The organism is Curtobacterium sp. L6-1, assembly GCF_018885305.1.
GTDB lineage: Bacteria > Actinomycetota > Actinomycetes > Actinomycetales > Microbacteriaceae > Curtobacterium > Curtobacterium aetherium.
On record NZ_CP076544.1, the window covers coordinates 2,926,158 to 2,939,769 of the forward strand.

16 protein-coding genes are annotated in these 13,612 nt (G+C 73.9%); 11 read left to right on the top strand and 5 right to left on the bottom strand.

Going from position 1 to position 13,612, the window contains the following annotated elements; genetic code table 11:
• Positions 1–48 precede the first annotated feature (48 nt).
• From KM842_RS13525 to KM842_RS13535, 3 genes are all read left to right on the top strand, one after another.
• Complete coding sequence (locus tag KM842_RS13525; protein WP_216259152.1) at positions 49–702, top strand: HAD family hydrolase; 654 nt, start codon at positions 49–51, stop codon at positions 700–702.
• Between the two features lie 194 nt (positions 703–896).
• Positions 897–1,121, top strand: a complete 225-nt coding sequence (locus KM842_RS13530; RefSeq protein ID WP_216259154.1) for a hypothetical protein — start codon at positions 897–899, stop codon at positions 1,119–1,121.
• A gap of 49 nt (positions 1,122–1,170) precedes the next feature.
• Positions 1,171–1,386 carry a hypothetical protein gene (locus KM842_RS13535; protein WP_216259156.1) on the top strand — a complete coding sequence of 72 codons (216 nt, stop codon included), beginning with the start codon at positions 1,171–1,173 and terminating at the stop codon, positions 1,384–1,386.
• A gap of 67 nt (positions 1,387–1,453) precedes the next feature.
• Here KM842_RS13535 and KM842_RS13540 read toward each other — a convergent pair whose 3' ends face one another.
• The gene (locus KM842_RS13540) at positions 1,454–2,338 is read right to left on the bottom strand and encodes an alpha/beta hydrolase (RefSeq protein WP_216259158.1); all 885 of its coding nucleotides are present in this window, start codon (positions 2,336–2,338) and stop codon (positions 1,454–1,456) included.
• A gap of 151 nt (positions 2,339–2,489) precedes the next feature.
• Here KM842_RS13540 and KM842_RS13545 point away from each other — a divergent pair, with 151 nt between their 5' ends.
• Both KM842_RS13545 and KM842_RS13550 read left to right on the top strand, forming a co-directional pair.
• Positions 2,490–3,329, top strand: a complete 840-nt coding sequence (locus KM842_RS13545; protein ID WP_216259159.1) for a hypothetical protein — start codon at positions 2,490–2,492, stop codon at positions 3,327–3,329.
• A gap of 140 nt (positions 3,330–3,469) precedes the next feature.
• The gene (locus tag KM842_RS13550) at positions 3,470–3,691 is read left to right on the top strand and encodes a hypothetical protein (protein ID WP_216259160.1); all 222 of its coding nucleotides are present in this window, start codon (positions 3,470–3,472) and stop codon (positions 3,689–3,691) included.
• A 148-nt stretch (positions 3,692–3,839) separates the two neighbouring features.
• On the opposite strand, the gene KM842_RS13555 is transcribed toward KM842_RS13550, so the two are convergent.
• From KM842_RS13555 to KM842_RS13565, 3 genes are all read right to left on the bottom strand, one after another.
• Positions 3,840–5,768, bottom strand: coding sequence for an IPT/TIG domain-containing protein (locus KM842_RS13555; protein ID WP_216259161.1), 1,929 nt, complete (start codon positions 5,766–5,768; stop codon positions 3,840–3,842).
• A gap of 242 nt (positions 5,769–6,010) precedes the next feature.
• Positions 6,011–6,670 (bottom strand): NAD(P)-dependent oxidoreductase, encoded by a 660-nt coding sequence (locus KM842_RS13560; protein WP_216259162.1) that lies wholly within the window; start codon positions 6,668–6,670, stop codon positions 6,011–6,013.
• Positions 6,670–7,734: a zinc-binding alcohol dehydrogenase family protein gene (locus tag KM842_RS13565; RefSeq protein WP_216259163.1), complete on the bottom strand. Its 1,065-nt coding sequence runs from the start codon at positions 7,732–7,734 to the stop codon at positions 6,670–6,672. Before KM842_RS13565 ends, KM842_RS13560 begins: the two co-directional genes overlap by 1 nt.
• Before the next feature lie 93 nt (positions 7,735–7,827).
• On the opposite strand from KM842_RS13565, the gene KM842_RS13570 reads away from it, so the two are divergent.
• Complete coding sequence (locus KM842_RS13570) at positions 7,828–8,442, top strand: TetR/AcrR family transcriptional regulator (protein ID WP_216259164.1); 615 nt, start codon at positions 7,828–7,830, stop codon at positions 8,440–8,442.
• Here the strand turns inward: KM842_RS13570 and KM842_RS13575 are convergent.
• Positions 8,420–8,887, bottom strand: a complete 468-nt coding sequence (locus KM842_RS13575; RefSeq protein ID WP_216259165.1) for a hypothetical protein — start codon at positions 8,885–8,887, stop codon at positions 8,420–8,422. The genes KM842_RS13570 and KM842_RS13575 overlap by 23 nt on opposite strands.
• Positions 8,888–8,926: 39 nt before the next feature.
• Between KM842_RS13575 and KM842_RS13580 the strand changes: the two genes are divergently transcribed.
• The 5 genes from KM842_RS13580 (at position 8,927) to KM842_RS13600 (ending at position 13,532) form a co-directional block, all read left to right on the top strand.
• Complete coding sequence (locus KM842_RS13580; protein WP_216259166.1) at positions 8,927–9,964, top strand: alcohol dehydrogenase catalytic domain-containing protein; 1,038 nt, start codon at positions 8,927–8,929, stop codon at positions 9,962–9,964.
• 175 nt (positions 9,965–10,139) lie between these two features.
• On the top strand, positions 10,140–11,486 hold the full coding sequence (locus KM842_RS13585; RefSeq protein WP_216259169.1) for a sensor histidine kinase: 1,347 nt from the start codon (positions 10,140–10,142) through the stop codon (positions 11,484–11,486).
• A complete protein-coding gene (locus KM842_RS13590) occupies positions 11,483–12,139 on the top strand; it encodes a response regulator transcription factor (protein WP_216259171.1) in 657 nt (218 codons plus the stop codon). The genes KM842_RS13585 and KM842_RS13590 overlap by 4 nt, the downstream gene beginning before the upstream one ends.
• Before the next feature lie 212 nt (positions 12,140–12,351).
• Positions 12,352–12,753, top strand: coding sequence for a hypothetical protein (locus tag KM842_RS13595; RefSeq protein WP_216259173.1), 402 nt, complete (start codon positions 12,352–12,354; stop codon positions 12,751–12,753).
• 47 nt (positions 12,754–12,800) lie between these two features.
• On the top strand, positions 12,801–13,532 hold the full coding sequence (locus KM842_RS13600) for a hypothetical protein (protein WP_216259174.1): 732 nt from the start codon (positions 12,801–12,803) through the stop codon (positions 13,530–13,532).
• The last annotated feature ends 80 nt before the right edge of the window (positions 13,533–13,612 follow it).

Below are 13,612 nucleotides of genomic sequence, written 5' to 3' on the forward strand. Positions count from 1 at the left end.
ACCGAGACGTTCGGACCCACGTCTTGTCGGTCTCGCTACGCTGCGAACATGAGCCCGCGGGGGATCGTCTTCTTCGACATCGACGGCACGCTCGTCCCCACGATGTCGAGCAGTAGCTTCCTGGCTCGACGCTTCGGCCATCAGGCGGAACTCGACGCCGCCGAAGCACGCTACGCGCGGGGCGAGCTGACGAACCAGGAAGTCAGCACCATTGACGCTGCCGGCTGGCGAGGCACCTCGGTCCGAGTGGTCGCTGATTGGCTTGACGAGCTCCCGACCATCGATGGCACCGACACCGTCGTCGCGTGGTGCCACGATCACCGCATCGAGCCAGTTCTCGCTTCCCTCGCGTGGACGCCTGTGAGCCACGCCATCGCAAGACGGCATGGTTTCACCGCCAACGGAGGTCCAACACCACGTATCGAAGGGGGCGCCTTCGATGGCACCGTTGAGGTGCACTTCGACGAGTGGGACAAGCGTGACCGAGCGCTGCATCTCGCTGCAGATCGCGGCATCCGGACTGATCGTTGCTGCGCGATCGGAGACAGCCGATCCGACATTCCGCTGTTCGATGCCGTGCCGGCTTCGCTTGCCCTGAACGCCGGCACCGCAGCACGAGGAGCGGCGACACATTCCCTCGATACGACCGATCTGCGAGATGCGCTGCCGTGGCTTGAGGCTTGGGAGCGCGCACTGCCCTGAGGTTCCGTCTCAGCTGACGATCGGACTGTGAGGTAGTTCGATCACGAACCGAGCAGGCCAAGTCCTCCCGAGATGGCGACCCCGAGACCCACGACACGACGGCCGCCCTCGACGACGCCGCTGCACGGCCCCGCGACGCGGACGGACGTCCGGGCGAGGTGCTGGCCGACACCCTGCCGTCCACGATCCAGCGCTTGGCGGAGTCCGAGGGACTCGACACCGTGCTGGTCCCGTACGCGCCGGTCGGCCCGGTGCACGAGCGGCTCGGTGCGCTGCGATCGGCCCTCGCCGCAGAGGGCGTCACGCTCGTCACCGTCCGCCGGCGGTGGGACGGTGCCGCGTGGCCGTACGCGTCGCGCGGCTTCTTCCCGTTCCGGGAGCGGATCCCGGCACTGGTCCGGGAGCTGACGGGCGGCTGACGCGGGTCGTGCTCGACGTCCACAGGTCGACGGCCAGTACGGTCGACCCGTGGACAGTGTGAGTGCGAAGGTGGTGGGCACGATCGGGCTCGTCTTCGGCACGGTGTTCCTCGCCACGTCGGTCGTGCGCCTGGTCCGACCGGAACCTGATCTGGTCCTCGTGGTCCTCAACGTGGCGCTCGGCATCCTCTGGCTCGGCACGGGGACGTGGTTCTGGCGCTTCGGGCTCCGCAGGACGAAGCAGCGGCCCGTCGACCGACCCTGACGGGGCGGGCAGCCGTCCGCTGCGACGAGTGGGGACCCCCGGAACCCGCCGTCCGTCGCCCAGCCGGTCACAGCCTCCCGGCCACGAACCGCAGCTGCTCCGGCGCCACCCGCCGCCAGTAGTCCCAGTCGTGCGCCCCGTGCGTGAAGCTCGACGGAGGAGTCGGGGAGATCCGCCGCACCAACTGCTCGTTCCCTGGGCAGAACGCGTCGGCCGTGCCGCAGACGATCCGCACCGCCAGGGCACCGAGCGCCGCCGTGCGGGTGGTCAGGTCGTTGCGGGCGAAGTCCTCGTCACCGTCGAACGCTCCGCTTGCCGAGCGGACCCGCGTGGGCCACAGCGCCACCGAGCTCGCCGCGACCGCGCGCACCCGGTCCGGTCCCAGCGTGCTGCCGACGAGCAGTGCGCCGTACGCGCCCATCGACCACCCGGACAGCCCGAGTCGGGTGGTGTCGAGCCCGCGCCGTCGGAGGAGGGGCAGGAACTCGTCGACGAGCATCCGCTGCGGGTCGCGTCCCGACGTCCGCGTGTGCCAGTAGTCGTTCCCGCCGTCGACCGAGGCGATCGCGACGGCTGGTCCGCCCTCGGCCCGGGCGTGCGCCTGGAACCGGTCGAGGTGCATGCCGTGGTCGAAGCTACTGCGGTGGTCGCCGCCGTACCCGTGCAGGGAGACGACGACGGGCAGGTGGTCGCCCTCGGCCGAGCCGGGCGGGTAGCTGATCGTCCAGCCGGTCGGCGTCCCGCCGCGGGCCGCCGACGTGAACGAGCCACTGGTCCTCGGACCCGTGCTGGCGGCGGGGACGACCCCGACGGGTCCGGTGATGCCGAGCTTCCGTTCGACGACGGCCCGGCCGGGCAGGACGCCCTCCTCGAGCAGGACGGCGCCGGCTGCGGCTGCGGCGACGAGCGACCCACCGCCGAGCAGGAGGGAGCGGCGGGACAGCGTCGGCATCGGATCCTCTTCCGGTGGGGTGGTCCGCCGACGGTCCCAGGACGTGCTGGGGGAACGCCACACCACCGCTGCGGGAGCGTTCAGCCGGCGCCGGACGGACAACGAGCGTGCTCCCTGGCTACGGTGGAGCCACTGACTGGTCGGGGGGATCATGACGAACGTGCAGCGCGACGACCTGGTGCCTCGGACGGACGGGCGGTCGCTGCGGCCGTGGTCCGTCGCCCTGGCGGTCCTGGGCCCGGTGCTGGCGGTCGTCGCACTGGTCGTCCTGGTCGGCTTCGACCTCGACTCCTCGACCGGGGGCAACGCGAACGCGTCCGAGTTCCTCCAGGTCTGGATCGTCGCCATCGTCCTCGGCGGGCTCGTCCCGATGGCGGCCGCCGTCGTCCTCGCCGTCCTCTGCGCCGTCCGGCGGTCCCCGTCCGTCGTGGGCGCGCTCGTCGGCGGCGCCTCGGGTCTGCTCGTGACGGCACTGCTGGCGCCGGCGCTCTTCGCGACCCGCATCCCGGACGCGCAGGAGTACCAGGCCGCGCTCGACCGCACGATGCCCGCGGAACGGCAGGACCCGGAAGCGATGCGAGACGAGTTGGAGCAGGTCTTCGCCGACGCCCTCGCCACCCTGCCGGAACAGCCGGAGTCCGGGTACGCCGCCGAGCCCGGCAGCGAACCGTCCGACGAGGTGGACTGGGGCCGGCGGGACATCTGCGACCTGTCCGTCGGGTACGACGGCGTCGACTGGGTGAGTGTGAGCCTCGAGTCGCACGAGGTCGAGGACGTCCAGGCCGCCCTCGACGCCATCCGACGGGACGCCGAGGCACACGGCCGCTCCGTCGAGGTGGAGACGGACGACGACACCGGTGGCGTCTCGCAGCTGGTCGTCTCGACGCGCGCCGGTGACCTGTTCGTCGACGTGTCGTACCCCGTCGCACCGCCCGGACACGAGGCATCGACACTCAGGCTCGACGCCGTCACGCACTGCGTGGTGGGCTGACGGGGCGACCTCGTCCGACCGCCGCGGACGCCCTGTGTCGGCGCGCACCCCCGGCAGAGGATCGTGGAGACAGCGCCCCCGACCCTCCGGGTCCCGGGGACCCCGGTCCCCGGTGCGGAGCGCGATGAAGGAGTTCCACCATGACCACCGCCAAGCACGTCACCCTCGACCCGACCGGCACACTGCGCACCCTGGTGCTGCAGGACTCCGGAGCCCAGGACGTGGACCTGACCGTCCGTGGCATGGCTCCGGAACGACTCCGCTACCTGGGGCAGATGTGGTCGGCCACGCACGCGCGGCTGCACCGGCCGCTCGCGGCCGACGGGTACGGCTACCGCATCGAGACCCGACTCGGCGTCTGACCACCGGACGGGAGGCGCGGTGCCGGCTGGCACCGCGCCTCCCGTCCGTCCGCCCGCGGGCTGCTGTCCGCGCACGCCACGAGGGCCGGCCCCACCCTGACGGGTGCGGACCGGCCCTCGTGTCGGTCGACGCGGGGTGTGCCCCGGGTCAGACCGATCGGCGTCGGCGGGACCCGAACACCGCCGTCGCCGCGCCCAGGAGGAGCAGCGCGATCGCGGCCACGATGCCCGGCCGCGGGTCGGAACCGGTGAAGGCGAGGCTGCCGGTGGAACCGGTGCCGTTCCCGACCGTGCCCGTGCCGCCGGTGCCGCCGTCCGTGACGTCACCGACCTCGCGGTAGCCGAAGGCCGCCTCGCCGCTCGTCCCGCCGGCGGTGCCGACCGTGACGGCGGCGTCGCCCTCCTCGCAGGCCGGCGTGACGAACGTCAGCACGGTGCCGTCCTCGGAGACGGTCACGTCGGCCGCCTCGATGGTGATCCCGCAGATCGTCACGGTGGTGGCTCCGGGGACGAAGCCGTCACCGGCCACCGTGACGGTCGTGCCGCCGGTGGTGGGTCCGGTGCCGGGGGTGGTGCCGGTGATCGCGGGGACGGGCAGGTAGGCGTAGGCGTCCTCGGCGACGGTCGTGCCGTCCGGGCCGGTGACGGCGACGTCGGCCGTCCCGGTGGTGCCGGCCGGCGTGGTGACGGTGACGCTCGTGTCCGTCGGGGTGCCGACGATCGTGGCGGGGACGCCGTCGAAGGTGACCTCGGTGGTGCCGGCGAGACCGGTGCCGCTGACGACGACGGTCTGGCCGCCGGCGGTCGGGCCGGAGGCGGGGCTCACGCCCGTCACGGTCGTCGCCGCTGCGGGCGCGACGTACCGGAACTGCGTCGGTGCGGTGAGGGCCGTGTCACCGGGGAAGCCGACGGTGACGTCGACCAGGCCGGTACCGGCGGGGGCCGTCACGACGATCGTCGTGCCGTCGTCGGACACGGACTGCACCTCGGCGAGGGTGTCGCCGAAGCGCACCTCGTCGGCGGCCTGCAGTCCGGTGCCGGTGATGGTGACGGGCGTGCCACCGGTGGTCGGGCCCTCGGCGGGGGAGAGCGCGGTGACCGTGGGGGCGACGTAGACGTAGGGGAGGCCGACGACGGTGCCGCCGCTCGACACGACCGCGGTGGTCGTACCCGCGGTCCCGGCCGGGGTCACCGCGGTGAGGGAGGTGCCGTCGGCGGCGACGGTGACGTCGGTGGCCGGGACGCCGCCGAAGGTGACGGTCGTGTCGGTCCCGAAGCCGGTGCCGGTGATCGTGACGGTCTGGCCGCCGGTGGTGGGGCCGGTGCCGGGCGTGAGGTCGGTGACGGTGACCGGCGCTGCCGCAGCGGTCGGGGTCTCGCAGTTCGCCTGCGCCAGGACGACGGTGGCGACGGTGTCGTCGGTGAGGGGCACACCGGCCGCGTCACCGTCGAGGGTGACGGTGGCGACGACCGCGGTGGCGGTGGCGGTCGTGCCCGTGGTGGTCGTGGTGCGTGCCAGGTCGACGGTCAGGGTGACGTTGGCCAGGGCACCCGTGAGCGCCGCCGAGGTCGAGAAGGTGGGGGTGTCGGCGTCCAGGGTGACGCCCTGCCCGAGCACGGTCAGACCGGTGAGCAACGCGTCGCTCGTCGGGGTGCCGCCGACCGGGCAGACCGCGGTGGCGGTCGCCGCGTCGGCGGTGAGGACGTCGAGCCCGAAGAGCTCGACCGAGGCTCCGGCGATCTCCGCGGACGCCGTCGACCGGGCGGCGTCGCTGCTCGCGCTCGTCGTGACGACGTCCGCTCCGATGTCGGCGGCCGCTGCCTGGACGAGGGCCGAGGCGGCGCCGTCGAACTCGTCGGTCCCCGATCCGGCGACCGAGACGGCACCGGCGGACACGTCGGCGGTGACCGCGGCGACGCCGGCGAGGGTCGGTACCGCGACGTCGGCGCTGATCCCGACGGCGGCGGCGTCCCCAGGTGCGGCCGCGGCGGGGCTCGCGACCACGAGCGCGCCTCCCAGGGCGGTCCCGGCGGCGATGGACATCGCGGCGACCCGCATTCCCACGCGTCGTTGCATGGTGTTCCTTCCGTTGCGTGACTCTCACGACGGAAGGTAGGTCGGCGTCCGCCCGGCGGTGCCACCCATCTTCGGGGGGTGGACAGGGTCGGTAATACCTGCAGGACCGCTCAGTTTCGGGGTTGTCTCGCTCCCGTCGACTCCCCTCGGCACGGTCGGCGATGCACGATCCGCGTTCCGTGGCCTGCGCCTCGGGGACACTCGTCGGACGACGGGTGGCGCAGGGGGGCGGCCGCCCCTGGTCAGCCGAGCGGGTTCTTCCGGTACGCGCTGAGGTCGCACGTGTGCACGGCGTCCGCATCGTCGAGCAACCGCAGGTCGTACGCGGCGCAGTCCCCGAACGTCCCGATGCCCGGCGTGCCCTGAGTCCGCTCGAGCACGCCCTTCGACGGACCGTCCGACCCGATCCCGGCTCGGTGCACCGTCCACTCGAGGTCCATCGCCTCGTCTGCCAGGTACCGCATGACGGCTTCGTTGTCCCGGTGCTGGCCGTCGTACGAGCGTGCGACGGTGTTCCGGATCGCCCAGAGCACCGGCGACAGGCGCTGGTGCGGCGGCGCACTCAGGGCACCGGCCTGGTACAGGAACCGCCGCACGCCGGTCCGTCGCATCGCGGGGACGAGACGTCGGACGAATCCGGTGTTGACCTGCCTGGTCCGCTGCGCCTGCACGTCCCCGAGCAGGGACACCACGGCGTCGACGCCGTCGAGCAGCCCGTCCAGGTCCAGCTCGTCCGTGATGGAACCCCGGCGCACCTCCAACCCCGGGCGGGACGGACCGGCCTTCGCGGGTGTCCGAGCGAGGGCGCGGACGCGGTGACCTGCCTCCAGGGCGAGGGACGTGAGGTGGCGACCGGTCTGCCCGGTCGCGCCCAGGACCAGGACCGTGCGCTGCTGCGGCATCAGTCGTCCATCCCGACGACGACCTTGCGGGCGGAGACGCCGTCCCGCAGCGTCTGCAGGGCGCCGGGGAGGGCCTCCAGTCCGTGTCCGACGACCATCGCCTCCGGGGCCGCGCGGAAGCGTCCGTCGGCCAGCGCGCCGGGCAGGAAGTCGCGGAAGACGGCCGGACCGACGGGGGAGACCACCGGGGTCCCGCCCCAGATGGCGGAGACGCGGATGCCGCGGAGGCGCGCGATCCGCGAGCGCACCGCGGTCACCGGGTCCGGGTAGGCGGACGCGATCCGCTTCGTCCCGGACGCGCGCCGGGTGATGCGCAGGGCGTGCCCGAGCGACCCGCTGCCGATGGCGATCGTGCCCGCGAGCAGACGTCCCCGCAGTGCCGCGGCCACCTCGCCGTCCACGTCGTCGTCCCGGTAGTCGAGGACCGCCTCGGCACCGAGGGAGCGGACGAGGTCGTGGTTCGACCGTCCGGCCGTCGCGACCACCGTGTAGCCGCTCGCGCGGGCGAGCTGGACGGCGTTGCTCCCGACGCTCGTCGACGCGCCCCAGACGAGGACGACCTGGTCGCTCCGGTCCGCCCCGTCGCCGGGCAGGGGGAGTGCCAGCTGGTCGGCTTCGTACAGGCCGGCCGCCGCCGTCGCCAGTGCGAGCGGCAGGACGGCGGCCTGCTCGAACGACAGGTCGTCCGGGAGGCGCGTGGTGACGCGGTCGAGGACCGTCACGATCCGCTGGAAGCCGCCCTCGGCCGCGCTGTTCCGCGGCTTCTCCTGTCCGGCGGCGAACGCGGTCACCCGGTCGCCCACCGCGAGGTCCGTGACGTCCGTCCCGACGGCGAGGACCTCGCCGGCGACGTCGCTGCCGAGGACGGTGGGGAAGCGCACCCACGGGGTCACGAGGCGCCGGAGCGGGCCGGTGATCGCGTCGACGGGGTTCACCGCCACGGCACGGACGCGGACGACGACCTGTCCGGCGGCGGGGGTCGGCACCGGGGTGGGACGGACCTCGAACGGGCCGCGCGGGCCGAGCAGCCACAGTGCTTCGTTGGCGGGGGTAGGGGTTGCCATGCGAGCTCCTCGCTCCGGTGGGCCGTGTGCTTGATGACACGTGATGTCATCGTACGCCCGATGGCACGCCGTGTCGTCAGGTACGATCGGCCGATGCGATGGGCTCCGGATGCACGAGGACGGCTCGAGCGTGCCGCGTTCGAGCTCTTCGCCGAGCAGGGGTTCGCCGCCACGACGGTTCCGCAGATCACCGCCCGGGCCGGGTTGACCACCCGCACGTTCTTCCGGCACTTCGGGGACAAGCGCGAGGTCGTCTTCGCCGGGTCCGAGATCCCCGAGACCGCGGCGCGGCTGATCGTCGAGGCACCGGCGGACCTCGAGCCGATGCAGGTGGTCCGCCGCGTGCTGCACCAGGTCGCGGCGGCGCGCTTCGACGGGAACCACGAGCAGACCGCGGCGTGGCGCCGGATCATCGAGGGGAACGACGAGCTCCGCGACCGGGACGCCCGCAAGCGGTCCGACCTGGTGCGTGCCGCGCAGGCCGCCTTCGTCGAGCGGGGGGAGACCCCGCTGCAGGCGACCGTCGTGGCGGAACTCGGCGTCCTCGTGTTCCAGGTCGCCCTCGAACAGTGGGCGGCGGGGGCCGGGGAGCGGTCGTTGGCCGAGACGATCGACGAGGTGTCCACGCTCGTGCGGGAGCGTGCGACCCCGGCGCCGGGTGTGCACACCTCGGCCACGCGTCCGGTCAGCGACCACCCGGAGTGCTGACCGTCGGGTCGCCCTCGCCGGCCGGCCCCGAGGAGCGGTACGGCAGCACCCCGGTGTCGGCGTACCCGCGAGCCAGCCGGATGGTGGCCATCCAGCCCCACACATGCGTCCGCTTGCCGATGTACGCCGGGCCGAACCAGGGCTCCTGTCCGGCGTCACTAGGAGGCACCGATCCGACGACCTCCAGGCCGCCCTCGGTGAACACCTCGATCCGGGTCGCGGCGCGCTCGAGCGGCGCGACGCCGCTGACGGTCTCCGGTGTCGGCGGCCCGTCCGCCCGCCAGTCGAGGACCCCGACGACGAGGTTCACACGGACGCGCGGCTGCAGTTCGAGGACCTGCAGACACGACCACCACCCGCTCTCGCCCTGCACGGGGACGAGGTCCCCGACCCGGAGCGCGGTGGCGCTGCGCGGGGAGAACGGGAAGGTCCTGGCGGTCACCACGCCGTCGACACTACGGGCCGGGATGGGAGGATCGTGCCCATGCGCGCCGTCACCTTCGACACCTTCTCCGCGACCCCTGCCGTCACCGAGGTCCCCGACCCGGAGTGCCCGCCGCACGCCGCCGTGGTCCGTGTGGTCGCGACGGGTGTCTGCCGCAGTGACTGGCACGCCTGGCACGGGCACGACGACACCGTCGCGCTGCCGCACGTGCCGGGCCACGAGTTCGTCGGCGTCGTCGAGCAGGTCGGCGGCGACGTCCGGCAGTGGCAGCCCGGCGCCCGTGTCACCGCTCCGTTCGTGAACGCGTGCGGCACCTGCCCGACGTGCGTCGCCGGACGCCAGAGCATCTGCCCGAACCAGACCCAGCCCGGGTTCGACCGCCCCGGGTCCTTCGCCGAGCGGGTCGTCGTGCACCACGCCGACACGAACCTCGTCGCCGTGCCGGACGCCATCGACGACGCCACCGCCGCGGGCCTCGGCTGCCGGTTCGCCACCGCCTACCGCGCGGTCGTCAACCGTGCCCGCACCGCCGCCGGCGAGCACGTCGTCGTGTTCGGCTGCGGGGGAGTCGGGCTCTCCGCGATCGTCGTCGCCGTGTCCCGCGGCGCGCAGGTGACCGCGGTCGACGTCTCGGCCGACGCGCTCGCCCTCGCCCGGACCCTCGGCGCGACCACCACGGTCGACGCCGGCACCGACGACGTGGACGGCCAGCTCCGCACGGCGACCGACGGTGGCGCGCACGTCGTCGTCGAGGCCCTGGGACGCGCCTCCCTGGTCCGACAGGGCATCGCCGCCCTCCGGCCCGGTGGTCGGCACGTGCAGGTCGGGCTCCTCGCCGGCGAGGACGCCACCCCACAGGTCGACCTCGGCCGCGTCATCGGCCTCGAGCTCGAACTGCTCGGCAGCCACGGCATGTCCGCCCACGAGTACCCGGCGATGCTCGCCGAGATCGCCGCCGGCACCCTCGACCCCGCACCGCTCGTCGGCCGGACGATCGGGCTCGAGGAGGCCGGCGAGGCGCTCGCTGCGATGGACCGCCCGGCGACGTCCGCCGGCACCACAGTCGTCGTCCTGTAGGCGTCACCACCCACCGGACGGGAGGCGCGCTGCGGACGTGCGCCGCGCCTCCCGTCCGTCGGTGGGAAACCGGGGGACGGCCCCCACCACCGCGGGGGCTGGCCCCGGTGTGCCGGAGCCCCGGCGTCGCGAGGCTGGTGTCACAGCACCAGCCCGCACCGACAGAAGAGGTCACATGTCCCGCGCAGTCCCCGCCCCCGCCGTCACGCACGTCGCCGCCCCGCGGTTCCGTCCCGTGCGCGCCCTCGTCGACGGGGCCACCTGGCGGCAATTCGCCTTCCACCTGGCGCACCTGCCGATCGCCGTCGGGGCGGTGACCTGGTTCACGCTGACCCTGTCGGCCGGCATCCCGCTCGGCGTCACGTGGATCGGTCTGGTGGTCAGCGCCTTCCTGCTCGGTGGGTCACGGTGGTTCGCCGCGGTCACGCGCCGCATGTCCGCCGCGCTCCTCGGTCAGCCCGTGTCCGCACCGCCCCGCCGCCCGCACCGCCCGGGCGTCGTCGGCTGGGTGACGGCGCACTTGCGTGACGCGGGGCTCTGGCGGGCCTTCGCGTACCTGCTCGTCGGCTTCGTGGTGACGACCGTCGCCGCCGCCGTGTCGCTGGCGGTCCTGCTCACCGCGCTCGGGGCGCTCACCCACAGTGTGTGGGGGCGGTACCTGCCCGAGCAGGTCGGGAACGACGGGCTGCCGCACCGTGGTGCCCAGGTGCTCGGCGTCTTCGTCGACACCACGCCGCTGCAGTTGGCGTTCGCCGCCCTCGGACTCGTCCTGCTCGTCGCGGTCTGGCCGGCGGTCAACCACGGCCTCGGCGCCCTGCAGCGCGTGGTGGTCCGCTCGATGCTCGGCGCCACCGCCCGCGACCGTCGCCTCGCCGAGGTCACCGCCTCCCGCGACGCCGCCGTCGTCGACGCGGACGCCACCCTGCGCCGCATCGAGCGGGAGCTGCACGACGGTACGCAGGCCCGGCTGGTCGGCCTCGCGATGACCCTCGGCGACGCCCGCGACCGGCTGCAGACCGGACAGGACGCAGCCGACGTCGAGGCGCTCGTCGCCCGGGCGCACACCTCGACGAAGGAAGCGCTCGTCGAGCTCCGCGCCCTCGCCCGCGGGATCCACCCGCCCGTCCTCGACGCGGGCCTGGAGGCGGCGCTCACCTCCGCCTGCGCCCGCACCCCGTTCCCGGTGCGGCTCACGGTCGACCTGCCGGAGCGGCCGTCCACGGTCGTCGAGGGCGTCGCCTACTTCGGGGTGCTCGAACTGCTGACGAACGTGTCGAAGCACGCCGAGGCCGCCACGGCCACGGTCGACGTGCGGCAGGTCGGGACGGAGCTCGTCGTCACGGTGACGGACGACGGCCGCGGCGGTGCCCACGTCGCGCTCGGGACCGACGGCGGTCACGGCACCGGACTCGCCGGACTGCTCGAGCGGCTCCGCGCGGTCGACGGACGGCTCGACGTCGACAGCCCCACCGGTGGACCGACCACCGTGCGGATGACCATGCCGCTCGGGGCCGCACGGTGAAGGTGCTCATCGCGGACGACAACACGATCGTGCGCGAGGGGCTGGCCGCCCTGCTGCAGGGCCGTGGGCACGAGGTCGTGGCCGCGGTCGGCGACGGGGACGCCGCGCTCGCCGCCCTGGCCGCGCTCGGGACGGCGACCGTCGACGTCGTGGTGATGGACATCCGGATGCCGCCGACGCACACCGACGAGGGGGTGCGGGCCGCCGTCCGCCTCAAGGCCGCACGGCCCGACGTCGGCGTGCTGTTGTTCTCCCAGTACGCCGAGGTGCGGTGGGCCCGGACGCTGCTCGACGTCGCCACCGTCGGCGTCGGGTACCTGCTCAAGGACCGCGTCGCCGAGGTCGCCACGTTCATCGAGTCGCTGCAGCAGGTCGCCGCGGGCAACGTCGTGCTCGACCCCGAGGTCGCGGCGGCGCTCGTGCAGGCACCGCGGCCCCTGCACGACCGGCTCGAACGACTGACGGCGCGCGAGACCGACGTGCTGCGGCTGATGGCGGAGGGGCGCTCGAACACCGCGATCGCCGAGACGCTGTTCCTGTCCGGCGGCACGGTCGAGAAGCACGTCACGGCGGTGTTCGGGAAGCTCGGCCTCGAGGCGGCGCCGAGCGACCACCGGCGGGTGCTGGCGGTGCTGCGGTTCCTCGCGGCCTGACGAGGCGTCGCTCGGTGCACGCCGCCCGTCGGCCGGGGCCCGCCGCTGGCCAGCCCTCGCCCGTCGCCCGCTCCCGGTCGTCCGACGGCGACCACAGTGCGGACGGGAGGCGCACTGCGGCACCGCCACGGGCCTCCTGGCCGTGACCGGCCCGGTCGGGCAGACTGCAGGCGGGGGCCGCGCCGACCGTGCGCGGTGACGAGGGGGAGACCATGTCGGAACCGCGACCGCACGTCCGTCGCCGCTGGCGGCTGTTCGCCCTGCTCGTCCTGGTCCTGGACGTGCTGATGGTCCTGCCGCTGCCCTTCGTGGTCGTGAGCCACCCGCTCGGACTGGCTTCGTACAACGGGATCGCGTACGGGCTGCTCACGTGGGGTGCGCCGGCAGCGGCCGTGCTCACGGTCATCGCGCTGGTGGTGGTGCCCGCCCCCCGCGGACTGCTCGATGCCGGGGCGGGCGTCCTGGCCGTGCTGACGGGGGTGGGCGGGATCGTCTGGCTCGGTGTCGCCGCGAGCTTCGGCGGGGCAGCGGGGCCGTTCGGTCTCCTGTTGCTGGGGGCGGCGGTGCTCCTGGTGGTGCTCATCGTCAGGGGCGGTCCGCGTCCCGAGCGCTGAACGGATCCGGCCTGACGTCCGCGCCGGACGCAGATAGCATGCCCGGCATGGGGGTCGGAACCAACGATGCCGTCGCTGGGGCGTCGACCAGGAGCGCGCGTTCGGCTGCTGTCGCGGCTGTCGCTGCTGTCGCGGTCGCGCTGCTCGCCGGGTGCACCGCCGGAGCGAGTCGGCACGGTGTGAGCCACGTCGGCCCCGAGCCGACGGCGATGACGGTCGAGGACGGGGTCGAGACCTGGGACCTGACGGTGCCGCCCTCGGTCGAGGCGTTCGGGATCGACACCGACGTCCCGGGGGGAGCGCGGACCCGGGTCGGGGCGTACGCCTCGGAGTCCGGCGGGGGACGCCCGGTGCGGTTCCTGCTCCCCGGCGGCGAGGAGGTCCGGGTGCAGGCGACCCAGGTGATCTTCGACGCGCTCGACAACGCGCAGGAGGTGACGGACCGGTCGGGCGAGGTGGTCCTGCCGGAGGGGCGGCTGTTCCACCTGCGCGTGAACACCGTGCCGGTGGAGGGCGCGGAGGCCGGCGTCGACGGGTACCGCGACGTCCTCGAGCAGCTCGACCTGCCGGACACGTCCGTCGGGGAGCTCCAGGAGAAGATCGCAGCGGCCGACTCGGTCGACCCCGTGGACGCGTCCCAGCGGGTCAGCGTCGGGGCCGACGTGGCGAAGACGGACGGGCTCGACTTCGGGCCCAGCACGTCGTTCCGGCCGAACGACGAGCCGCTGCGCTTCACCCTCCGGTTGAACGGCGCGTGGGACCCCATCCCGATCCCGTGAGCGGTCGCCGGGCCGCTCGGGTCCGCCGGACCGGGTCTTCCCCGGGGCAGTCAGTGCCTGCTACCGTGCGACCACGGACC